Consider the following 22,564-nt stretch of genomic DNA (forward strand, 5'->3'; position numbering starts at 1 on the left):
CATTGGCGTTTCAGCAAGGGGGACGGGTAATTTAAATACTGAAGGAAGAACCGCATCCACAGGTACTCTTCGCATTCGGGTTAGTCACGACAAAGCGCGAACCTTCTAGCCCTTCGGTGTAATCCACTGCACCGCCGACCAGATATTGCAGACTCATTGGATCAACTACCAGCTCAACGCCTTGTTTTTCAATGGTCATATCACCATCATTGATCTGATCATCAAAGGTAAAGCCATACTGGAACCCGCTGCATCCGCCACCGGTAATGTAAACCCGCAGCTTCAGATTTGGATTTTCCTCATCAGAAATCAGCAGCTTAACTTTTTTAGCTGCTGCCTCGGTAAACTGTAGGGGCAGTACTGTTTCGTCGCTCATACTCATCACTCCCAACCGATATTCGAGTTGCAGGTTACTACAATGGCAGCCTGATCTATGCATCAATTATCCAATACCTGAGTAGTTCATTCAAGTATTGCTGACTAATGTTATATATTACTTACCTGTTTGAGCATGACTTTCAACCACCGGTTGTTGCTGTGCTGCCGCAGATGCTGCTTGTTCTTGTCTCTCTAAAGTGCGGGCCAAAATAGCTGAATACAAGGGCTTACCCCCCATAAACTGGGCAATTAATGTCGCCCCCAGACAGGTAACAATCATCGGCAAAATAAGTTGATAATTATCGGTCATTTCCAACACCAATACCAACCCAGTCAATGGTGCGCGTACTGAAGCGGCAAACAGTGCGCCCATCCCGGCGATAGCGAAGGTTCCAGCCTCAATACCATATTCTGGGAAAAAGTGTGCACAAGATAGGCCAAAAGCGGTGCCCAGTATGGTCCCCAGAGCCAACATCGGGGCAAATATTCCGCCCGGTGCACCCGAACCAAAGCACAGCAAGGTAGTAATAACTCGGGCAACAAAGATGAAGATCAACATACCAATGCTGAAGTTGCCGGCCAGCGCGATAGGAATTAATGTAAAGCCGCCGCCCACCGCCTCGCCATGAATCAATGCCAGCAGGCCGCACATCCCCCCCAATAAACCACCGATCAACACCAGCTTGCGCCAATCGCCACCGTGGAAGCGCATAAACAGATCCTGCGTGCGAAATATCAGGGCGTTGAACATTACGCCCACCGCACCAAAAATAGTGCCGAGCAGGAGGTAAAGCCATAGGGTATTCAGCGGGACATCACCAAGTTTACCCACCTCAATAATCGCGCGCTCGCCATTAAAATAGCGATAGACAATGGTTGAGGTAATTACCCCGACAAATACCGCTTTGATTGAGACCAGACTGTAGCGGAACTGCGAGCGCATCTCTTCAATGACGAACAAAATCCCCGCTAACGGGGCATTAAAGGCGGCAGAAAGACCCGCTGCTGCACCCGTCGCCAATAATGAGTGCCGTGCTTCAGGGCTGCGCAGACGGAAAATATCGACAATCATGCGCCCACTGTTACCCCCCATCTGCACCATCGGCCCCTCACGGCCTAACACCATGCCCGCCCCTAATGTCCCAAGGCCGCCAATAAACTTAACGGGGATGACCCGCCACCAGCGCACCGGGCGCATCTCCTCCATCGCGCCTTCGATCTCGGGGATCCCCGAACCACCGGCCTCAGGAGCAAAACGACGCACGAGAAAATAGCCCAGCATCGCCAATAGCGCCGACATAATAAATGCCAGTGGCCATACCAAAATGGCAGAATCTGCCACCTTCGCCAGCGTCGCTAATCTTTGTTGTTGAATCCAATCGACACCGCGGTCAAAGGCGACCCCCAGTAACCCCGTCACGACCCCGACAACACCCGCCATAATAAGAATGATCAGTGGGGTTTTATCACGGTTAACCAGAGCATGGATAAAGCGCCCACGCTTGAGTTTAGTCTCGCCTTCGGAAGAGATATTTTGCGTTGAATCAGTCATGGTTTGTATGATTTTCAGCCAAATGATAAGTAGTACAAATAAACAGTAGCCTAAGTCTAGTCTAGCTACCCATGATGCGCTTGGTTAAACGCCGATGAAATGATCTGCCTCAGTAAGGCTATTTGAATGGTATCGAGTTGGATTTGCGGCACGCTGCGCAAGCTAGCGGTTAAATATGCCCAATCATTTGATAACCGCTGCCAGTTCTTTAGAATGGGCAGCATTATTCTATTGCTAAGGCGGATGTTATTAGCGTCGATGTCATCAATACTAATATCGCCAACCCCAATTCAGGAGCCAGTTTATGAGTAAGTCCGAAAATCTGTATGCCCAGGCAAAACAGTTAATCCCAGGCGGGGTTAACTCCCCGGTGCGTGCATTCACTGGGGTTGGTGGCGTCCCACTATTTATTGAGCGTGCTGATGGCGCCTACTTGTTTGATGTAGATGGTAAAGCTTACATTGACTATGTCGGCTCTTGGGGGCCAATGGTGTTGGGCCATAACCATCCGGCGATCCGTCAGGCGGTAATTGAAGCTGTCGAGCGCGGTTTGAGCTTTGGTGCGCCAACAGAGATGGAAGTGAAAATGGCTAAGTTGGTCACCGACTTAGTGCCAACCATGGATATGGTGCGCATGGTCAACTCAGGCACCGAGGCGACCATGAGTGCTATTCGTCTGGCTCGTGGCTTCACCGGTCGCGATAAAATTATCAAGTTTGAAGGCTGCTATCACGGCCACGCGGACTGCCTGCTGGTCAAAGCCGGTTCCGGGGCGCTAACACTCGGCCAACCCAACTCGCCGGGCGTACCCGCTGATTTCGCTAAACACACGCTGACCTGCACTTATAACGATCTGGCCACAGTGCGCGAAGCTTTCGAGCAATATCCGCAAGAGATCGCCTGTATTATCGTCGAACCCGTCGCCGGTAACATGAACTGCGTGCCACCACTGCCAGAGTTCCTGCCGGGCCTGCGCGCACTGTGTGACGAATTTGGTGCGCTGTTGATTATTGATGAGGTGATGACCGGTTTTCGTGTGGCATTAGCCGGGGCGCAAGATTATTACGATGTCATCCCTGACCTGACCTGTCTGGGTAAAATCATCGGTGGCGGTATGCCAGTCGGTGCTTTCGGCGGTCGCCGCGATGTGATGGATGCACTGGCACCAACAGGCCCGGTTTATCAGGCTGGTACACTGTCCGGTAACCCCATCGCAATGGCCGCAGGTTTTGCCTGTCTGACAGAAGTTGCGCAGGTGGGTATCCATGAGACCCTGACTGAACTGACCGACTCGCTGGCGACAGGCCTGCTACATGCCGCTAAAGCAGAGAATATTCCGCTGGTGGTTAACCACGTCGGCGGCATGTTTGGCATCTTCTTTACCGATGCACAAACCGTGACCTGCTATCAGGATGTCATGAATTGCGATGTTGAGCGCTTCAAGCGCTTCTTCCATCTGATGTTGGAAGAGGGCGTTTATCTGGCGCCTTCTGCTTTTGAAGCAGGTTTTATGTCAGTGGCGCATAGCAAGGAAGATATCCAGAAGAGTGTGGATGCTGCACGTCGCTGCTTTGCTCAGCTTTAATATCAGTGAATTGACTAACCACCGCCTAATATTAGGCGGTGGTTAACAAGTTAAATTAAATGAAATTAAAGAAATTTAATATTTACGAGGAAATTCAAGTGGCTTATTTAATCAAAATCAACGTACTCAGGGTTACTAATTAGTTCCGACAGTCGATGCGATTAAATATTACCGCCACTACCATTCCAACTTGGCCCCATGGGAATAACAGGCATTTTAACTTCAACAGGACAATGGTTTGTCATGTTATTTATTACGGGCTGAACGGTGTCAGTAAGCATCCCTAAATAACCAAAAAACAGATCAGAATTGAGTATGACCCCAAGACCGACGACCAGTAGACTATAGGCTAGCACAACTTTAGCTATTCCTTTGTTATCAACAGAGTATAGGGCTGACTTAGAGTATGGGAGTGACTTACTTTCCTCACAGTTTAGTTCAGTCATATTATTTCCCTCTAATATAATTGTTACTAACGGCTAAGATGACCAGATAAAAAAAGTATTTATATCAAATATAAATAGTCATAAAAGAGTAGTAATCAACCACAAAACAACAGGCTAATAGCTGATGAAAATTTATCTGGCGTTTGACATTACCATAGAATACTTGATGTACAATATATTTATTTCAGCATTCAAGCTAAACCGCATTAGAAAATAATTAGCACTCTTATTTTTAATATGTGATTTTTGTTTTTCTTTATTTCAAATATAACCATTAGCTATAGAGTGATATTACCTGCTCATTTACTATTTTATAGCGCATATTATTGGAATATGCCCATGGATGTCTCTGACATCAGCCCCAGTTATCCTTAACTGAAGCTGATGACGGTGCAAATAAGTCTTTACCGCTCCTGTTTGCGTAATAAGTAAACAAAATAGGGGGCGCCAATAAAGGTTGCCAGCAATCCGGCAGGGATCTGGTTCGGGAACAGCAGCATCCGCCCGCACCAATCGGCAAATACCATCAATAAGCCGCCCAAGATAGCGGCAATAAACAGCTGCGGGATAGCACGTCGGAAGCCCAACATGCGGGCCATATGAGGCGCCATCAGCCCGACAAAGCTCAATGGCCCTACTGTCAGCGTAGCCGCCGCTGTCATGGTCGCCGCCAAGAGCAAAATAGCTAACCGGCTAGGTGCCAGCGCGATACCTAAGGCTCTGGCCGTCACACTGCCCAAAGGCAGAATCATTAGCCAACGGCGGCACAGAGGTGCCAGTGCAATCAACAACAAGGCAATTAAGCCAGTACTCAATGCTTGCGAGCTATCAACAGCATAGGTGGAGCCGGAAATCCACGCCAGCAAGCCGTGCATGCGCGGGTCACCACTGGCCAACAACATGGTGATTACCGTGGTAAAGGCGGTACTCAGCGCAATCCCCGCCAATAACATTCTGCTGGGGGAGAAGCCGCCCCGCCCGGCCACCACCAGTATCATCAATAAGGTTGTGGCCGCGCCCAAACTCCCCGCAGGTAGCAGCCATGCCAGCGCATTACCTGGCACGATAAACATCATAATCACGACACCGAAAGAGGCACCGGAGCTGATACCCAATACTTCTGGGCTAGCCATCGGGTTACCCGTCAGTTTTTGAATCAGTGTCCCTGCCACTGCCAGCATCATACCCGCCGCCAGCGCCGCTAACACCCGTGGCCAGCGCCAGTGCAGTAGAGCCTGAAGCTCATCACCACTAATCCAGTTCCAGCCTTGGCTATCGCGACCAAACATCAGCGCTACCGTCAATCCAGCCAGCAGCAGCAGTAAACCGGCGCTGATCCATAACCCCAAACGCTGTCGTTCGGCAGGAACATTGTCGCCAAAATCCATCGACGGCGCGGTGGCACTGTGCAAACGAGGTAGCAGCCATAATAGCAGTGGCGCACCAATCAGCGCCGTCGCCGCACCGGTTGGGATCTCCCGCCAAACTTGCGCCAACCAGACAATGCCTTGGTCAGTCACCCACAGCAGCAATGCACCCAATAGTGGTGCCAATATCAGGCGTTGTGATAATCGCCGCGCCCCCAGAATTTTTGCCAGCAGAGGAGCAAATAAACCGATAAATCCAATCACACCCACCGCATTAACCAACATTGCGCTGAATAGGATTGCCAGCCCCAGCGCACTCAGGCGCGCCAGAGATAGCCCTAACCCCAAATTACGGGCGACGCCATCATCCAGCCCGAGCAGAGTTAATGGGCGGATCAGTAACGCCGCTAAGAGCGCGGTAATCAGCAAACGTGGCAGGAGAAACTGTACCGTGCTCCAGTCCTGCTGGTTCAAGGCCCCACTGCTCCACAAGAACAGCCCTTGCAGCTGGTCATAATTAAATAGCGCCAGTAAGTTACTGACTGCGCTACAGTAAAGGCCGAGAACCAGCCCTGCCAAAATCAGGGTGACAGGTGACATTCGTTTGCCCCATGCCACACCAAAGACCAGCAGACCAATAGTGATACCACCGGCCATTGCTGCCAGTTGGCGGGTCAATTCACCGCCGGGTAGCATCCACAATGTGGCGATAGTCAGGCCGAGCTGAGCACCTGCGGCCACCCCTAATGTCGCCGGTTCAGCCAGTGGATTGCGCAGAACTTGCTGGAACAACACCCCCACCAACCCTAACCCGGCCCCAGTCAATAGCGCCACGGCCAAACGAGGTAACTGGCTGTAATGGAATAACATTTGATGCACATCATCAGGGTCGGGCTGCCAGAGTGCTTCACCCCAAAGTGATGCCGGTAATAACTGGCTGAGGTTATGCAGTGTCAACGCGATGGCAATGAGCAGCAGCAAGCCCAGTAATCCCGCGGGCAGCAGCCAGCTTTTACGCAGTGTTTTTGCCATCATGAGGCTTTACCCCACACCGGCTCTAAAAGACGCACAAAACGCATGGCGGACAGCGTCGAGCCGTAGAACCACACCGGCGGCAATATACGTAATTGATTTTGGCGGACAAAGGAGAACGACTGCCACAATGGGGTGCGGGCAACCTGCTGTAAAATCTCGCTATTTCCATGGCTAAAGCAGATGGCTTGCCCCGGTTTTATCGTCGCCAAACGCTCAATACCGACCACCGTGCTGCCCCAGAGATTAGTCTCTCCCTGCCAGGCATTTTTAATGTTCAATTCATTCAAAACATCCTGAAACAGGCTGCCTTGACCGACCACCAGTGCATGGCGGGTGTCCAATAGGGAAAACATCAATAGTGATGCCTTGCTGGTATCAGTAAAGCGCTGGCGGGCGGCCTGCATAAAGTGGGTAAAATCGGCGATATGTTGCTCCGCAGCGGCCTCTAGTCCCAAACGCTCGCCCAGGGCACGCAATGAGTTCTTACCCACCGCCAGCGGCGAGCTGCCCTCTTCATTGAAGGCGAAACTCATGGAAGGGGCGATAGGCGCGAGCATCTCCGGTGAGGGGCCAAAACCTTGCGACATCAGGATCAACGACGGTGCCATTTGTTGAAGTAACTCCAGATTAGGCTCAGTGCGCTGACCAATATCAATGACACTGGCGGGCAGTTCTGGCTCCTCAACCCATAGCCGGTAATTATGGGTGTCTGCTACGCCATAGGGCGTAACCCCTAATGCGAGCAGTAACTCGGTGGGCAGCCACTCCAGTGCAACGACACGCCGACTATCCGCTTTAGGCGGATTCACCGCCCATCCGGGTAATGAACACAGTAATGGCGATAGGGCCAATGCGGTGAGTAGCCTGCGCCGAGTGAGATCTGGGGCGGATAAATGGGGCTGTTCCATGGAGAGATATGTTTTCATTAATAGACGAAACTTACCGGCGCGCCACCGGCCGGATGCGGCAATATTCCCATTGGGATACCGTAAATTTGTTCCAGTACCGCGCCCTGCATCAGGCTGTTAGCCGGGCCTTGCGCGATCATCTCCCCACCACGCAATGCCACTAAATGGTCACAGTAACGGGCCGCCATATTAATATCGTGCAGTACCGCAATCACCGTCAGGCCACGTTCACGGCTGAGGCGCTGAATCAGCCCCAGCACTTCAACCTGATGCGCAATATCCAGTGCCGAGGTTGGTTCATCGAGCAGCAGGCAGCGGCTGTTTTGGGCCACCATCATCGCTAACCAGGCACGTTGGCGCTCACCACCGGATAAGCTATCGACTAACCGATTCGCCAGCGGTTTTAAGTCCACCAGCGCAATCGCCTCTTCCACTTGTTGGCGGTCTTCCTGACGAAAACGGCCTAATGCGCCGTGCCACGGATAGCGGCCAATAGCGACCAATTCGCGCACCGTCATCCCCTCTGCTGCGGGTAACTGTTGCGGCAAATACGCCACTTCACGGGCAAAGGCTTTGCTCTCCCACAGGGACAATGGCACATCATTAAGCAGCACTTCGCCACTCGATGGCGGTTGATGGCGACCCAGCATTTTTAATAGCGTTGATTTGCCGGAACCGTTATGACCAATAAGCCCGCAGACTCTCCCTTCGGGAAACGTCAGTGACAGTGGCTGCAATAAAGTCCGCCCTGGAACTGAAAAACTCAGTTCACGGAGTGTGAAAATGCTGGATTGGCTTGCCTGTTGGTCCAAGATAGTGCCCTGCTTTGCGCGATTAAGTATCAAGCGAGAAGATGAATCTAAACGATAATAGTTATCAAAGTGAAATAATTATCAAAGCGAGTAGTTTATGCGTAACCCACAGCGGACTGCAAGCGCTAAGCCAGCCGATTGAGCCGGACGCAAGGCAAAAAAAAGACCCTTCGAAACCGAAGGGTCTTGGTGAGCAGGGTTACAACTTACTGACCGAACATATCTTTGATCCAACCGGCGACACCGTCACCATCGGCTTTCGGCTGTTCAGTCGGTGCGGCGGCCTGACACAGCCCTTGCGGGTTCTCGGTCCACACCGGAATCGAGCGCATACCGCCAGCATCACCGCAGACAAAATTGCCTGCCGAATCAATGTTCATCTGGCTAATCCCTTCCGGTGGCTGCAATACCAGCGGCAGCGGTGTTTGGTTCTCCAGATAGCGGCGATACAAGGTCAATGCGCCGTTGGCACCGGTCAATTTAGCGGGGCCGTTATTGTCGCGACCGACCCAGGCAATCGCCACTTCCTTGCCATCAATACCGGCAAACCAGCTATCACGCAGGTCGTTGGTAGTACCGGTTTTAGCCGCCAGATTGTATTTAGAGAATTTCACTGACAGCGAACGGGATGTCCCACGGGCAACCCCTTGTTGCATGGCGTAAAGTGTCAGATAGGCGGCCTGTGCCGGCACCATGCGCTCCGCCTGCGGGAAGCTCTGATACAGCACGGTGCCATCTTCAGCAATCACCGAGCGCACCGCTGATAACGGCGCTCGATTCCCGCCACTGGCGATAGTCTGGTACTCCTGCGCCACCTCAACTGGCGTCAAATCGATAGCCCCCAGCAACATAGCCGGAACCGGGTTGATCACCGCTTTCGGGATACCCAGACGTTGCAACATGGCGGTAATTTGATCCAGCCCAACTGACATACCCAGATTCACTGTGGGTACGTTTAGCGAGTTCGCCAGCCCATCAATCAACATCACCTGACCACGGAACTGGCGGTCATAGTTTTTCGGCTGCCACAATGAACCATTGGGTAGCTTGATCGACAGCGGTTGATCCGCAAGCCAGGTATTGAGGCGGTATTTATCCGGCTCACTCAGGGCGGTCAGATAGGTCGGCGGCTTGGCGAGTGACCCCACCAGACGGCGGGCCTGCATCGCGCGGTTAAAACCAGCAAATTGCGGCTGCGCGCCACCCACCATGGCGCGAACTTCACCACTGAAGCGATCTACAATCACCATCGCCGCTTCCAAATCATCCAAATGACGCGCGGCCCTCAGGGCCGGAATGCCGTCTTCAATGGCTTTCTCTGCCGCATCCTGTGAAACCGGGTCTAGCGTGGTGAAAATCTTCACGCCAGACAGATCATTAATCTTGTCACCCAGTTTTTGTTGCAGCTCCTGACGCACCATCTGCATAAAAGCAGGCTGAGGGGTGATAACCCCGCCTTTCGGCTGGACCCCCAATGGGCGAGCGCTGAGCATGGTGTAAAGCTCGGCGTCGATCACCCCCTGATTCTGTAACAAGCGCAGCACCAGATTGCGGCGTTCAAGTGCCAGCGTCGGGTTGCGCCACGGGTTATACAGCGAGGCCCCTTTTACCATCCCCACCAGCATCGCTTGCTGATCGAGGCTCAGTTCATTCACCGGACGCCCGAAGTAATAGAGGCTCGCCAGCGGGAAGCCGCGGATCTGATCACTGCCACTCTGGCCGAGATAAACTTCATTCAGATAGAGTTCCAGAATCCGGTCTTTGCTATAGCGGTAGTCCACCAACAGCGCCATATAAGCTTCGTTGGCTTTACGCCACAATGAGCGCTCGTTGGTCAGAAACAGGTTTTTGACCAACTGCTGCGTCAGCGTGCTGCCGCCCTGCACTGCCTTTCCGGCGGTCAGGTTAGCCAACATGGCGCGGCCAATGGAGTAAGGGCTGATGCCGTCATGCTCATAGAAATGGCGATCTTCTGTTGCCAGTAAAGTATCCACCAGCAAATCAGGGAAACCGGCACGTGGCACAAACAGGCGCTGCTCACCATTCGGCGATTGCAGCATGGTGATCAACTTAGGATCGAGGCGCAAGAAGCCGAAATCGCGTTGACTATCCAGGTTTTGGATCTGCGCCAGGCGATCGTCTTTAAACACTAAGCGCGCACGAATTTGGCCCTCTTTCGCATCGGGGAAATCAAATGGACGGCGCAAGATATCAATGCTGTCGCCCTGCACGGTGAACTCGCCCGGTCGGGTCATGCGGGTGACTTGACGGTATTGCATCCCCTCAAGCAAATCGACCATCTCTTTTTTGCTGTAGGACATGCCCGGTTCGAGGTTAACCATGCGGCCATATACGGCAGCGGGCAGTTGCCACACTTTGCCATCAATACGGCTGCGGATTTGCGAATCAAGGTAGACCCCGTAAATGGCTAACACCACCGCGCCGACCAAGAACAGTTTGATAAATAGGCCAAGCCAGCGGCGTTTTTTGCGGGGCGGACGTGATGCTACCTTTCTTGGCATCGGTTCTTCCTCGTCGTCATAGTCATCATCATCGTGATCTTCATCATCTAAATAGTCATCTTCTTCGTATTCATCTTCATCACGCCGCCGGCGCAGTGGCCGTTTCGGTGCGGCTTTGGGTAGGGCTTTCTTGCCCTTGCGCCCGATTGGCTCGCGATCATCCCCAGACATGTCTTTCTCTCCACGCGCATTGGCGATTATTGCGGCTTAATGTGTTCCCCAATCCAGCGAATAGAAAGGGGAAACATCTGAAATTATTGGCTCTTAGCCATGGGATATTATCTATCCTGATACTTCTTGGTTCTGCGGGTCGGGCGGGTATTGGCGGGATCATCCGGCCAAACATGCTTGGGATAGCGCCCTTTCATCTCTTTTTGTACTTCACGATACGCGCCCTGCCAGAAAGCGGCCAAATCACCGGTAATCTGTAAAGGTCGATGGGCCGGAGAGAGCAGTTCAAGCACCACGGCCACCCGCCCACTGGCGAGCATTGGGCTGTGTTGCTCACCAAAAACCTCCTGCAAACGCACCGCCAGCACCGGAGGCCGGTCAACATAATAGCGGATTGGTAAACGGCTGCCAGTGGGCACAGTGTAATGAGTTGGTAGCTCAGTATCCAGCCGTTGACGTAGCTGCCAGTTCAACAGGCGAGTTAATGCCTCCACGATATTCACTTGCCGCAACCCACGGAGATCGCGCACGCCGGATAATGATGGCTGTAACCATAGCTCAAGCTTAGCCAATAGCTGGTCGTCATCGACAGCAGGCCACTGCTCTTGCGGTAACCAGCGGCTGGCACATTGCAATCGCGTGCGGAGCTGTTCAGCATTTTCATCCCAATTCAGCACCTGTAGCCCCTGCTCGCGCACCCAGTTCAGGAGTGCCGATTGCAGTGCCTCGTCACTCGGTTTCGCCAATGGCTGCGCTCGTAGGGTCAGTCGCCCGATTTGCCAGCGCCGCCAGGCCCGCAGCGTCCCTTTGCCCTCATCCCACTCCACAACCGTGCGCTCCTCCACCAGCCGTGGTAACTGCTTCGCCAATTTTTCGATATCAATGGGCAGTGCCAGTAAAATGCGCGCATCCGGCCCGCTGTTGCTTTGTAGCAAGCTGGCAGCCACCAGCCAGGGCGAACGTGACAGCGCTTCATCTTGCGCCATTGCCGCCCCCATACCATTCGCCAGCAGGTAGCGACCATCTTGTCCGCGCTGCTGCGCAATGCGATCGGGGTAAGCCAGCGCCAATAGTGAGTCGGCGATATCACTGTCAACAGCACCCACGCGCCCGTTGACTCGTTGTGTCAGTTGCCTTGCTCGCCGCTGCCAGTGGGGCTGCGGGCGACTAAGCCAGTGATGCAGATCAATCTGGCCGCTGCGGGGCGGCTCTTCCAAAATCGCCGCCAGCAGTGCGGCGGTTGCCAGCGCATCTGGGCTATGCTCGGCGGCAAAACAGAGCATTGCGGCCAGACGCGGCTCGCAGCCCAGGCTGGCCATGGCGCGCCCGGTGCTCGTCAGGTGGCCGGAGACATCGATAGCCCCTAGCCGCCGCAATAACTCGCGCGCGGCAGCCAATGCCGACGATGGCGGTTGATCAAGCCAAGTCAGCTGCGCCGCGTCCTGACATCCCCAGTTCAGCAGCTCCAGCCACAAGCTACATAAATCACTGTTCAGGATCTCCGGTTCGCTGTATTCCGCCGCCCTTTCGGCCTGCTCTTTGGCAAACAGGTGCCAGCAGATCCCTGGTGCCAACCGCCCAGCTCGCCCCGCCCGCTGAACCATTGAGGCCTGACTGATGCGCTGAGTCACCAGTCGCGTCAGACCGTTTTTGACATCAAAGCGCGCTACCCGTTCCAATCCGCTATCGACCACCAGCCGAATGCCTTCAATCGTCAGGCTGGTTTCGGCAATATTGGTTGCCAACACCACTTTACGCCGCCCAGCAGGCGCGGGTTGAATCGCTCTTTGCTGCTCATTTAGCGGCAGCGCACCATACAGCGGGCAGAGATCCGTGTCGCTGGCGACCTCGCCATGCAAGCGCTCCAGCACCCGATGGATCTCGCCGACACCCGGTAAAAACAGCAGTAAAGAGCCAGATTGCTCATTCAGCAAGCGCTTCACCCGATTGGCGACGCCATCCTCCAGCCGCTCATGGCTCGATAACGGCTGGTAGCTGCGCTCGACAGGGAAGCTGCGCCCTGCGGAAACAATGGCGGGCGCGGCGGGCAGCAGCGCACAAAGGCGCTGATTATCCAGCGTCGCGGACATAATCAGCAGCTTCAAATCATCACGTAGCCCCTGCTGCACATCCAGCAACAGTGCCAGCGCCAAATCAGCCTGCAAGCTGCGCTCATGGAACTCATCAAGGATCACCAGGGAGACACCAGTTAGCTCGGCGTCTTGTTGCAACATGCGCGTCAGGATACCCTCGGTCACCACTTCCAGACGGGTATGCGGCCCGCTTTTACTTTCGGCCCGCATTCGATAACCCACAGTCTGCCCCGGCTGTTCGCCCAGCTGCTGCGCCAGACGGTAGGCTACATTTTTTGCCGCCAGCCGCCGGGGTTCTAGCATGATAATACGGCCCGATAACCCGCCATACTTCAGGATTTGTAGTGGTAACCAGGTCGATTTCCCCGCGCCAGTGGGGGCATGGAGCAGGATTTGCGGTGAGCTTTGCAACGCGGACAATATCTCGCTGAGCACTTCACCTACCGGCAAAACGGCCCTCGCAGCATCACTTTCTCTCTGACTCACCACCACATTCTTCCCCATGCTCTCTACTTTCATCATCAGCCATTGTAACATCATGGCCGTATAGCGTATTTAGCCGAGTGATTATGCCAACCTGATGATTAATACCGTAGATAAAACTATTGTTAATAAAACACGCGAAAATAAGCGCCTGTTCTTTGCGCTGGCGCTGCCTAATGCCCTTCAGCAAAACATTGTGCAGTGGCGAGCGGATAACTTCTCACCAGAGGCCGGCCGCCCCATTGCCGCCGCTAACCTCCACCTGACACTGGCGTTCCTCGGTGAGGTCAGTGCCGCCAAAGCGCAAATATTACAGCAACAAGCGGGTCGCATCAGTCAGTTGGGCTTTAACGTGGCATTGGATGATATCGGCCACTGGCCGGGTTCCGGGGTGATATGGCTCGGCTGCAAGAATCCGCCCCGTAGCCTATTGCAGTTGGCGCAATTGCTGCGTTCACAGGCCGCACGCAGCGGATGCTACCAAACGCCGCTCCCCTTTCATCCCCATGTCACCTTGCTGCGTGGCGCGGTACATCCGGTCGCCCTGCCGGCTAAAACCCATAATGAAAGCTTCCGAGTGAACCATTTTTCATTGTACGAATCCGTTTTCGCGCGCGGACGTACCCGTTATAACATGGTACAAAGCTGGCCGTTGGTGGGCAGTGAACGGAGATCTGATGCCGATTAATCCCCTGCTGTTATTCACCCCACGGTTACAACCAGCCACACTTATCCAGCGGTATAAGCGCTTTTTAGCTGATATTGTGACGCCCGCCGGAGAATCATTAACCATTCATTGCGCTAATACCGGAGCGATGACCGGTTGTGCCACGCCAGGGGATACGGTTTGGTATTCAACCTCGGATAATCCGAAACGTAAGTATCCCCACAGCTGGGAGCTGACTCATACCCAAAGTGGTGATTGGATCTGCATAAATACGATGCGTGCCAATGAGTTAGCTAGTATCGCGATAGATAATAATCAGATTATTGAATTATCTGGTTACACTTCTGTCAAACGAGAGGTTAAGTATGGGGATGAGAACAGCCGTATAGACTTGTTATTGCAGGCAGAAAATAGGTCTAACTGCTATATTGAAGTCAAGTCGGTCACCTTATTACAGCAACAGTGTGGGTATTTCCCGGATGCTGTTACCCTGCGGGGTCAAAAGCATCTCAGGGAGCTACAAAGCATGGTTGCCGAGGGTCATCGGGCGGTACTTTTTTTTGCCGTATTGCATACGGGTATCAGACAAGTCGCTGCAGCCCGACACATTGACAGTCGCTATGCAGAATTGCTGGCCCAGGCTCAGCAAGCAGGAGTGGAAGTTATTTGCTACGGTTTTCAACTATCGCCTGACGGTATCGTGCTGGATGTGCGTTTACCGTTATTACTGGACGAAACGCGGTAACCAAAAACGCTGAATAAAGAAGCAATTATTGGATATTGTGGTGCGCCAAATACGCCTTCCTTCACACCATTGTCAAGCAGGCGACAGGAATAATTGCCAACCTACCTCCCTTCTGTTATTTATAGCGGCCTGATTTTTCCCCGTCTTGGGGATTTCGATAGTGCGTATGAATGTAGGAGAAGCATCATGCAAGAAGGGCAAAAACGTAAAACCTCGTCCTTGAGCATTCTCGCCATCGCTGGGGTAGAGCCGTACCAAGAGAAGCCCGGCGAAGAGTATATGAATGCCGCCCAGTTGTTGCACTTCAAGCTGATCCTTGAAGCATGGCGCAACCAACTCAGGGATGAAGTAGACCGTACTGTATCGCACATGCAAGACGAAGCTGCTAACTTCCCAGATCCGGTGGACCGTGCCGCGCAGGAAGAGGAGTTTAGTCTTGAACTTCGTAACCGCGACCGCGAGCGTAAATTGATTAAAAAGATCGAGAAAACGCTGAAGAAAGTCGAGGATGACGATTTCGGTTTCTGCGAGTCTTGTGGCGTAGAGATCGGCATTCGCCGTCTGGAAGCACGGCCAACTGCAGATTTGTGCATTGACTGTAAAACCCTGGCCGAAATCCGCGAAAAGCAGATGGCAGGCTAACACAGCAATAACCTGTAACACGGTGCCAGAGTCACCTCCGGCACCGTATTTATCAGGCTGGACTCCCTTTCCCTTTTTATGTCCGAAGATACCCATATTCAGCCGTCTGATTCTCAGCAATCCGATCATAAGCAGAATCAGTATGTTGGCCGTTTTGCGCCCTCTCCATCCGGCGATTTACATTTCGGTTCACTCATTGCCGCACTCGGCAGTTACCTGCAAGCTCGCGCTCAAGGTGGGAATTGGCTGGTTCGCATTGAAGATATTGATCCCCCCCGTGAAATCCCTGGTGCTGCCGCGCGTATTTTGGCCACATTGGACCACTATGGCCTCCATTGGGATGGCTCCGTCATCTACCAATCACAGCGCCATGAAGCCTACCGCGCCACCTTAGCGTGGTTAGAGCAACAAGGGCTGAGCTACTACTGCACCTGCACTCGCAGCAGAATTCAACAAATCGGCGGCTTCTATGACGGCTATTGCCGTGAACGTCATTTGCCAGCCAAAGGCGCGGCCATCCGTTTGCGACAGACTCAGCCGGTTTATGCCTTTTATGATAAATTACTCGGTGAGTTGCATGCTGAACCAGCGCTGGCGAAAGAAGATTTTATTATTCGCCGCCGAGATGGCCTGTTCGCCTATAATCTGGCAGTGGTGGTTGATGATGCATTTCAGGGGGTAACCGAAGTGGTGCGCGGGGCAGATTTGATTGAACCAACCGTGCGCCAGATAGCTCTCTACCAACAGTTACAGCAACCGGTTCCCGGCTATTTGCACCTGCCACTGGCGCTGAATCATGAGGGTAATAAGTTATCCAAACAAAACCATGCACCACCACTGCCGGACGGTGATCCGCGCCCAGTTTTGGTCGATGCACTGAAGTTTTTGCGTCAGCCACTGCCCGAATGCTGGCAAGATCTTGATTTACCGTTATTATTACGTTTTGCAGTCGAAAACTGGACGTTGGCAGCCATTCCTGCTTCAGGGGCCAACAACGCCGCTTCAGGAGGCGATAACTGCCACTGAAAACACAACGGCATTCTCAAAGGAAGCACGGTGAGCTATGATTAGCCGCTGTTTTTCTGTAGTTCTGTTATTTATTAGCCACTATCGAGGTGTACCATTTTTACCCGAGTAGCCAATTTCTGCCGTAAGGTACTGATTCGCGATGATAAATCAGCTCGCGATAGCAAAGCTGTCCGTGACGATACGGCCCGTGATAGCAGTACCCGTAAAGATAAAGTGCCCGGTGAAGATAACGTGGCCCGCAAAGAGAAAAGGCCTGCCAGAACAAATACTGGCCGCAAGAATCATGCGGTGCCTGCTTCGGAACAGAGTCCGATGACGATTATTCCGCGAGATCAGCACAATATTTCCCGTAGGGAGATCAGCGATAATGCGCTGAAGGTGCTCTATCGCCTGAATAAATCAGGCTATGAAGCCTATTTGGTCGGCGGCGGTGTTCGCGACTTACTGCTGGGCAAAAAACCAAAAGATTTTGATATCACCACTAGCGCAACCCCTGAGCAGGTGCGGAAATTATTCCGGAACTGCCGTCTGGTGGGTCGCCGCTTCCGTCTGGCCCACGTGATGTTTGGCCCGGAAATCATTGAAGTCGCCACGTTCCGTGGTCACCACGAACAACAGCAAGCGGAAGATAGTGACAAAAACTCTTCCCAGCAGGCGCTAAATGGCATGCTGCTGCGTGACAACATTTTCGGCACCATCGAAGATGACGCCCAACGCCGCGACTTCACCATTAACAGCCTCTATTACGGCATTTCAGATTTTGCGCTACGTGATTACACCGGCGGCTTACGTGATCTGAAAGAGGGCATTATCCGTCTGATTGGTGATCCTGAAACCCGCTACCGTGAAGACCCGGTGCGGATGCTACGCGCGGTACGTTTTGCCGCGAAACTGGATATGACGATTAGCCCGGAAACCGCAGAGCCGATCCCGCGTCTGGCGTCATTGCTGCGCGAGATCCCCCCTGCCCGTCTGTTTGAAGAGTCACTCAAACTGCTGCAATCGGGTTATGGCTATAAAACCTACTTAAAACTGTGTGAATACCAGCTGTTCCAGCCACTATTCCCGCTGATTGCCCGTAACTTTACTGAACAGCATGACTCGCCGATGGAGCGCATTCTGGTTCAGGTGCTGAAAAATACTGATCATCGTCTACATAATGACCAACGGGTCAACCCCGCGTTCTTATTTGCAGCTATGCTTTGGTATCCGCTGATCGAACATGCGCAAAAACTGACGCAAGAGAGCGGGCTGGCCTATTACGACGCTTTCGCGCTAGCAATGAACGACGTGTTGGATGAAGAGTGCCGTTCGCTGGCAATTCCAAAGCGCATTACCTCGTTGGTGCGGGATATCTGGTTGCTGCAATTGCGTCTGTCGCGCCGTCAGGGTAAACGTGCGCACAAGTTGATGGAGCATCCGAAATTCCGCGCCGCTTACGATCTACTGGCGCTACGTGCGGAAGTGGAAAACAACCATGAGTTACAGCGTTTGACCCAGTGGTGGAGTGAATTCCAGGAGGCGACGCCGCTACAGCAGAAAAATATGCTGAATACGCTAGGGGCTGATCCGGCACCGCGTCGCTCTCGTCCTCGCCGCCCACGGAAACCTTTACCACGCAAAGAAGGGGCATAATTCGCACCATGATCCGGGTCTATATCGCGCTGGGAAGTAATCAGGCCATGCCACTACAGCAGGTTAAAACCGCACTGGAAGCGCTAGAGCATCTGCCGCGCACCCGGTTAGTGGCCTGTTCACCTTTTTATCGTACCAAGCCCTTAGGCCCACAGGATCAACCGGATTTCCTCAATGCCGTGGTGGCACTGGATACCTCGCTACCACCGGAGCAACTGCTGGATCACACCCAAGCCATTGAGCGCAATCAGGGGCGGGTGAGGAAAGAGCAGCGCTGGGGGCCACGAACTCTGGATCTGGATATTATGCTGTATGGCGATCAAGTGATAAAAACTGATCGCCTGACGGTGCCGCACTATGGGCTGAAAGAGCGTGAATTTATGCTCTACCCGCTGGCCGATATCGCGCCTGAGCTGATTTTCCCCGATGGCGAAGCCTTATCAGCGCGCCTGACATTGGTGGATAAAAATGGTCTGGTCCCTTGGTGACCTGCGCTAAACCGTGATAATCGGCCACAAGTCATATTCCTATCTGATATCTCCTTTCCATTTTAACCCCCTATTTCAGGAGAAAGCGCGATGAAAGCCACCACCATAAGCCAGTTACGCCAATGGAAACAAGATAAGCGTAAGTTCGCCACACTGACTGCCTATGATGCCAGTTTTGCCCAGTTATTCGCCGAGCAAGGTATTGAGGTGCTGCTGGTGGGTGATTCGCTCGGTATGACGTTACAAGGGTTCGATTCAACTCTGCCCGTTACCGTCGCGGATGTGGCCTACCATACCCGTGCCGTGCGCCGTGGTGCGCCTCATTGCCTGTTATTGGCTGATATGCCGTTTATGAGTTATGCCACACCGGAGCAAACGTTCACTAACGCCGCAGAGCTGATGCGCGCTGGGGCCAATATGGTCAAACTGGAAGGCGGTAGCTGGTTATGCGATACCGTTCGCATGTTGGCAGAGCGCGCAGTTCCGGTTTGTGGGCACTTGGGGCTAACGCCGCAATCAGTCAATATTTTTGGTGGTTACAAAGTGCAAGGGCGAGAAGAGGTCGCGGCAAATCAGCTAATTAAAGATGCATTGGCCCTTGAAGATGCCGGTGCGCAATTATTGGTATTGGAGTGTGTGCCAGTAGAGTTGGCGCAGCGGGTGACCGAGGGGCTAACTATTCCGGTGATTGGTATTGGTGCGGGGAATGTCACCGACGGTCAGATTCTGGTTATGCATGATGCACTGGGCATTACTGGCGGCCATACCCCAAAATTCAGCAAAAACTTCTTAGCACAAAGCGCAGGTGACATTCGCGCCGCCATTAAGCTGTATATTCAAGAAGTTGAAAGTGCTCTCTACCCTGCTGAAGAGCACACATTCCAATAAACTTTTACTGCTTAAATATTGCTATTACACCCTATTTATACCCGAATAGATTTCGAGATGCAGGAAGGCGGCAAGCAAGAGAATCCCGATGAGCTTACATTAGTAATGTGATTCGGGTGAACGAGTGCAGACAACACACCTGCAACTTGAAAGATGACGGGTATACCGGAGGAAATAATGCTGATAATCGAAACCCTACCACTGCTGCGCCAGCAGATCCGCCGCTGGCGTCAAGAGGGCAAGCGCGTGGCACTGGTGCCCACCATGGGCAACCTGCACCAAGGGCATATGACCTTGGTGGAAGATGCCAAAACCCGCGCTGATGTGGTGGTAGTGACTATTTTTGTCAATCCGCTGCAATTTGAGCGCCCCGATGATTTGGCCCACTACCCGCGCACCTTGCAGGAAGATTGCGAGAAGTTGACCCGCCACGGCGTTGATTTGGTATTCGCCCCCGCAGCCGATGATATTTATCCCGCAGGGCTGGAAAGCCAGACCTATGTTGAGGTTCCGGCGCTGTCGACTATTTTGGAAGGGGCCAGCCGCCCCGGTCATTTCCGTGGTGTATCAACCATCGTGAGCAAATTGTTCAATTTGGTGCAGCCAGATGTGGCCTGTTTTGGCGAAAAAGATTATCAGCAGTTAGCGCTGATCCGCAAAATGGTGGCGGATATGGGCTATGACATCAATATTGTTGGCGTCCCGATTGTTCGCGCTAAAGATGGCCTGGCACTAAGCTCCCGCAATGGATATTTGACGGCTGAAGAGCGCAAAATTGCGCCGCAGCTCAATAAGATAATGCAGGCGCTGGCCAAGAAGCTGAGCGCAGGTGAACGGCAGATTGATGATTTGCTGTTTGACGCCGCGGAGCAGTTACGCAGCGCCGGTTTTACGCCGGATGAGCTATTTATCCGCGATGCCAACACCTTACAACCACTGACCGTAGAGAGCAAACACGCGGTAATTCTGATGGCAGCCTGGCTAGGCAAAGCACGGCTGATCGATAATCAGCAGGTTGATTTACGCGATTAACTATATGTGGTGAATATTTGTTAGTGCGGTGAGGATTGGTTAGCGCGGTAAATATTGGTAGAGCGCTGATTTCACCGCATCGTCATAGACAAGTGATATAAAATCAGCAAAACTGAGCGCTTCTCTCGGGATCAGTTGATGATGGAATCTGGTACCAGGCTTAATCGGGATCAAAGGTAAGAGTTATGATACGTACTATGTTGCAAGGCAAACTGCATCGGGTCAAAGTCACTCAAGCTGATTTGCACTATGAAGGTTCCTGCGCTATTGATCAGGATTTTCTGGAAGCCGCAGGTATTCTGGAATATGAAGCCATTGATATTTATAACGTTGATAATGGTCAGCGTTTCTCTACTTATGCGATCGCCGCCGAGCGCGGTTCACGGATTATCTCCGTGAATGGTGCTGCTGCGCGCTGCGCCTGTGTCGGTGATAAACTGATTATCTGCTCTTATGTGCAGATGTCTGATGCTGATGCCCGCCTGCACCACCCGAAAGTGGCCTATTTTGAAGGTGAGAATCAGTTGCAGCGCAAAGCTAAGGCCGTGCCGGTTCAGGTCGCCTAAACCCCCTTCGCTCACCAGCCGAATGACTGACTTTATAAGATAAAAAATGGCGCCTCGTTAGAGCGCCATTTTTCATATCACCATCATACTAACAAGCCGCTAATCAGACTCCATCACCGCAGGGGCAGGGGCAACCTGACCGGGTTCATTGGCAATGCGCTCTGCCATGGTCGGGATTGAATCAGTGCGCAAAATATAGAGCCGCTTTAGGGTAAATGGATTATCGCCCGGTTTTACCTTGCCCTGCATGGTGGTGACCGCTAAATGGAAACCTGCATTTTTTGCCGCATCAATGGCGGTTTGGTTAAACCCGCCAAAGGGGTATGACAGAAAAATCACATGGGGATTAAACTGAGATAGCGCCCGGCGTGAGTGTTCAAAATCAAAAACAATATTGTGATAAGAACGACTCAATAAAATGGGGTTACGCTTATTATCAGTTCGATGTAAAAAATGCGTATGAGACTGAATATCAAATACATCCTGAATCTCTTTTAGTTCAGCAATACTCATAAACTGTAATGAGTCAGGATTCCATTTCTGCGGGTGGCGTTTAATGCGCGATGAAATAATAAACGCCGTGGCACGGAAACCATTCTCTTTCAAAATCGGATAAGCATAGCGATGAACTGATTTAAGACCATCGTCAAATGTCAGCACCACGACTTTTGCCGGTAGGTTAATCTTGTTATTAATATAACCTTCAAGCTGATAGAGCGAAATGGTGTCGTAACCAGTCTGCTTGAGATAGGTCATCTGGTTGCTGAAAGCCGCATCAGAGGTGGTGGTTGAGGTATTCAGAAAACGTTTATTTTCTTCATTTTTCAACATGTGGTGATAGGTCAGAATCGGAATGCCGTTATCTATTTCAGCATCGACACTGCTGACATATCCCAAGCGATCGCCAATATTGACCTGATACCAGGTATTACCTAAACGATCTTTCAGCTTACCCACAATCGGGTAGCGCAGGTTATCTACCAGGGTCGCAAATTGCTCACTGTCGACATTTGCCGCGAGATAAACCGCCGTTTCCCGCTTGATCAGAATATTTTGATTCGGCAGCGGTTTATTCAAATCACCCAGAATATCGTTGGTTTTTCGTGCCTTATTGATATCGCGTAAATCGCCTTTATCAATAAAGCCAATGCCGTTACCAAATTTAAATTCGTAGTACTCTGCCGCCGCAGGCGAAACCTGAATAAGTTGGTCTTCTTTTATCTCACCGACGGGAATGACGCGCTCGCCGACCAGCGAATATATTTCGCTATCACGCTGCGCAACCATATATTTAGGTACAAGTACCGATTCATCAGGCAAGAGATCTGCATGGGTCGCCGGTATCATTACCGACATGACAACACCGAGTAGCATCCCAATAGCTATTCTGTTTTTATACCACATTATCGTTCTACTTATGCGCATTCGGCGCTGAATTGAAAAGGGGAAAATCTGGTGCGCCAGCATAGCACGAGACACTTAGAGTTGAGAAAGGCGATATTAGACGGGGACATTATTTA

General features: G+C 52.3%; 19 protein-coding genes. 10 read left to right on the top strand and 9 right to left on the bottom strand.

The features are described 5' to 3' along the window. Window positions 1-31 precede the first annotated feature (31 nt). Window positions 32-376, bottom strand: coding sequence for an iron-sulfur cluster insertion protein ErpA (erpA, locus tag FFE93_RS17315; RefSeq protein ID WP_005276505.1), 345 nt, complete (start codon window positions 374-376; stop codon window positions 32-34). 117 nt (window positions 377-493) lie between these two features. Next, window positions 494-1,930, bottom strand: a complete 1,437-nt coding sequence (gene clcA / locus FFE93_RS17320) for a H(+)/Cl(-) exchange transporter ClcA (RefSeq protein WP_005276507.1) — start codon at window positions 1,928-1,930, stop codon at window positions 494-496. A 304-nt stretch (window positions 1,931-2,234) separates the two neighbouring features. Between clcA and hemL the strand changes: the two genes are divergently transcribed. Beyond that, window positions 2,235-3,515 (top strand): glutamate-1-semialdehyde 2,1-aminomutase, encoded by a 1,281-nt coding sequence (gene hemL / locus FFE93_RS17325; protein ID WP_138775662.1) that lies wholly within the window; start codon window positions 2,235-2,237, stop codon window positions 3,513-3,515. 161 nt (window positions 3,516-3,676) lie between these two features. On the opposite strand, the gene FFE93_RS17330 is transcribed toward hemL, so the two are convergent. The 6 genes from FFE93_RS17330 to hrpB form a co-directional block, all read right to left on the bottom strand. Beyond that, window positions 3,677-3,961 (bottom strand): hypothetical protein, encoded by a 285-nt coding sequence (locus FFE93_RS17330; RefSeq protein WP_049599710.1) that lies wholly within the window; start codon window positions 3,959-3,961, stop codon window positions 3,677-3,679. A gap of 404 nt (window positions 3,962-4,365) precedes the next feature. Beyond that, window positions 4,366-6,363, bottom strand: a complete 1,998-nt coding sequence (fhuB, locus tag FFE93_RS17335; protein WP_138775664.1) for a Fe(3+)-hydroxamate ABC transporter permease FhuB — start codon at window positions 6,361-6,363, stop codon at window positions 4,366-4,368. Then, window positions 6,360-7,271, bottom strand: a complete 912-nt coding sequence (gene fhuD / locus FFE93_RS17340) for a Fe(3+)-hydroxamate ABC transporter substrate-binding protein FhuD (protein ID WP_409994341.1) — start codon at window positions 7,269-7,271, stop codon at window positions 6,360-6,362. The genes fhuB and fhuD overlap by 4 nt, the downstream gene beginning before the upstream one ends. Window positions 7,272-7,288: 17 nt before the next feature. Beyond that, window positions 7,289-8,083, bottom strand: coding sequence for a Fe3+-hydroxamate ABC transporter ATP-binding protein FhuC (gene fhuC, locus FFE93_RS17345; protein WP_005276514.1), 795 nt, complete (start codon window positions 8,081-8,083; stop codon window positions 7,289-7,291). Window positions 8,084-8,289: 206 nt separating this feature from the next. Then, complete coding sequence (gene mrcB, locus FFE93_RS17350; protein ID WP_049599713.1) at window positions 8,290-10,776, bottom strand: bifunctional glycosyl transferase/transpeptidase; 2,487 nt, start codon at window positions 10,774-10,776, stop codon at window positions 8,290-8,292. A 107-nt stretch (window positions 10,777-10,883) separates the two neighbouring features. Continuing rightward, entirely contained in the window at window positions 10,884-13,406 is a 2,523-nt protein-coding gene (hrpB, locus tag FFE93_RS17355) for an ATP-dependent helicase HrpB (protein ID WP_138776002.1), read from the bottom strand. A 43-nt stretch (window positions 13,407-13,449) separates the two neighbouring features. On the opposite strand from hrpB, the gene thpR reads away from it, so the two are divergent. The 9 genes from thpR (at window position 13,450) to panD (ending at window position 21,044) form a co-directional block, all read left to right on the top strand. Further along, complete coding sequence (gene thpR / locus FFE93_RS17360; protein ID WP_138775668.1) at window positions 13,450-14,040, top strand: RNA 2',3'-cyclic phosphodiesterase; 591 nt, start codon at window positions 13,450-13,452, stop codon at window positions 14,038-14,040. Then, complete coding sequence (gene sfsA / locus FFE93_RS17365) at window positions 14,030-14,764, top strand: DNA/RNA nuclease SfsA (RefSeq protein WP_186367669.1); 735 nt, start codon at window positions 14,030-14,032, stop codon at window positions 14,762-14,764. Before thpR ends, sfsA begins: the two co-directional genes overlap by 11 nt. Window positions 14,765-14,950: 186 nt before the next feature. Continuing rightward, window positions 14,951-15,406 (top strand): RNA polymerase-binding protein DksA, encoded by a 456-nt coding sequence (gene dksA, locus FFE93_RS17370; protein WP_004875059.1) that lies wholly within the window; start codon window positions 14,951-14,953, stop codon window positions 15,404-15,406. A gap of 78 nt (window positions 15,407-15,484) precedes the next feature. Then, window positions 15,485-16,432, top strand: a complete 948-nt coding sequence (gene gluQRS / locus FFE93_RS17375; protein ID WP_049599716.1) for a tRNA glutamyl-Q(34) synthetase GluQRS — start codon at window positions 15,485-15,487, stop codon at window positions 16,430-16,432. A 96-nt stretch (window positions 16,433-16,528) separates the two neighbouring features. Next, the gene (gene pcnB / locus FFE93_RS17380) at window positions 16,529-18,070 is read left to right on the top strand and encodes a polynucleotide adenylyltransferase PcnB (RefSeq protein WP_071984923.1); all 1,542 of its coding nucleotides are present in this window, start codon (window positions 16,529-16,531) and stop codon (window positions 18,068-18,070) included. 8 nt (window positions 18,071-18,078) lie between these two features. Then, window positions 18,079-18,558: a 2-amino-4-hydroxy-6-hydroxymethyldihydropteridine diphosphokinase gene (gene folK, locus FFE93_RS17385; protein ID WP_005276529.1), complete on the top strand. Its 480-nt coding sequence runs from the start codon at window positions 18,079-18,081 to the stop codon at window positions 18,556-18,558. Between the two features lie 90 nt (window positions 18,559-18,648). Then, a complete protein-coding gene (panB, locus tag FFE93_RS17390; protein WP_005276531.1) occupies window positions 18,649-19,446 on the top strand; it encodes a 3-methyl-2-oxobutanoate hydroxymethyltransferase in 798 nt (265 codons plus the stop codon). A gap of 177 nt (window positions 19,447-19,623) precedes the next feature. Beyond that, the gene (gene panC / locus FFE93_RS17395; protein ID WP_005276533.1) at window positions 19,624-20,478 is read left to right on the top strand and encodes a pantoate--beta-alanine ligase; all 855 of its coding nucleotides are present in this window, start codon (window positions 19,624-19,626) and stop codon (window positions 20,476-20,478) included. 185 nt (window positions 20,479-20,663) lie between these two features. Continuing rightward, on the top strand, window positions 20,664-21,044 hold the full coding sequence (gene panD / locus FFE93_RS17400) for an aspartate 1-decarboxylase (protein ID WP_005156780.1): 381 nt from the start codon (window positions 20,664-20,666) through the stop codon (window positions 21,042-21,044). 99 nt (window positions 21,045-21,143) lie between these two features. On the opposite strand, the gene FFE93_RS17405 is transcribed toward panD, so the two are convergent. After that, window positions 21,144-22,448, bottom strand: a complete 1,305-nt coding sequence (locus FFE93_RS17405) for a polysaccharide deacetylase family protein (protein ID WP_005276539.1) — start codon at window positions 22,446-22,448, stop codon at window positions 21,144-21,146. Window positions 22,449-22,564: the final 116 nt, after the last annotated feature.

Source organism: Yersinia sp. KBS0713 (genome assembly GCF_005937895.2).
GTDB lineage: Bacteria > Pseudomonadota > Gammaproteobacteria > Enterobacterales > Enterobacteriaceae > Yersinia > Yersinia bercovieri.

What these genes read in the sequence shown, in the direction of transcription:
- erpA (WP_005276505.1), bottom strand. Translation starts at nt 376, where the DNA reads ATGAGCGACGAAACAGTACTGCCCCTACAGTTTACCGAGGCAGCAGCT.
- clcA (WP_005276507.1), bottom strand. Translation starts at nt 1,930, where the DNA reads ATGACTGATTCAACGCAAAATATCTCTTCCGAAGGCGAGACTAAACTC.
- hemL (WP_138775662.1), top strand. Translation starts at nt 2,235, where the DNA reads ATGAGTAAGTCCGAAAATCTGTATGCCCAGGCAAAACAGTTAATCCCA.
- FFE93_RS17330 (WP_049599710.1), bottom strand. Translation starts at nt 3,961, where the DNA reads ATGACTGAACTAAACTGTGAGGAAAGTAAGTCACTCCCATACTCTAAG.
- fhuB (WP_138775664.1), bottom strand. Translation starts at nt 6,363, where the DNA reads ATGATGGCAAAAACACTGCGTAAAAGCTGGCTGCTGCCCGCGGGATTA.
- fhuD (WP_409994341.1), bottom strand. Translation starts at nt 7,271, where the DNA reads ATGGAACAGCCCCATTTATCCGCCCCAGATCTCACTCGGCGCAGGCTA.
- mrcB (WP_049599713.1), bottom strand. Translation starts at nt 10,776, where the DNA reads ATGTCTGGGGATGATCGCGAGCCAATCGGGCGCAAGGGCAAGAAAGCC.
- hrpB (WP_138776002.1), bottom strand. Translation starts at nt 13,406, where the DNA reads ATGTTACAATGGCTGATGATGAAAGTAGAGAGCATGGGGAAGAATGTG.
- thpR (WP_138775668.1), top strand. Translation starts at nt 13,450, where the DNA reads ATGATTAATACCGTAGATAAAACTATTGTTAATAAAACACGCGAAAAT.
- sfsA (WP_186367669.1), top strand. Translation starts at nt 14,030, where the DNA reads ATGCCGATTAATCCCCTGCTGTTATTCACCCCACGGTTACAACCAGCC.
- dksA (WP_004875059.1), top strand. Translation starts at nt 14,951, where the DNA reads ATGCAAGAAGGGCAAAAACGTAAAACCTCGTCCTTGAGCATTCTCGCC.
- gluQRS (WP_049599716.1), top strand. Translation starts at nt 15,485, where the DNA reads ATGTCCGAAGATACCCATATTCAGCCGTCTGATTCTCAGCAATCCGAT.
- folK (WP_005276529.1), top strand. Translation starts at nt 18,079, where the DNA reads ATGATCCGGGTCTATATCGCGCTGGGAAGTAATCAGGCCATGCCACTA.
- panB (WP_005276531.1), top strand. Translation starts at nt 18,649, where the DNA reads ATGAAAGCCACCACCATAAGCCAGTTACGCCAATGGAAACAAGATAAG.
- panC (WP_005276533.1), top strand. Translation starts at nt 19,624, where the DNA reads ATGCTGATAATCGAAACCCTACCACTGCTGCGCCAGCAGATCCGCCGC.
- panD (WP_005156780.1), top strand. Translation starts at nt 20,664, where the DNA reads ATGATACGTACTATGTTGCAAGGCAAACTGCATCGGGTCAAAGTCACT.
- FFE93_RS17405 (WP_005276539.1), bottom strand. Translation starts at nt 22,448, where the DNA reads ATGTGGTATAAAAACAGAATAGCTATTGGGATGCTACTCGGTGTTGTC.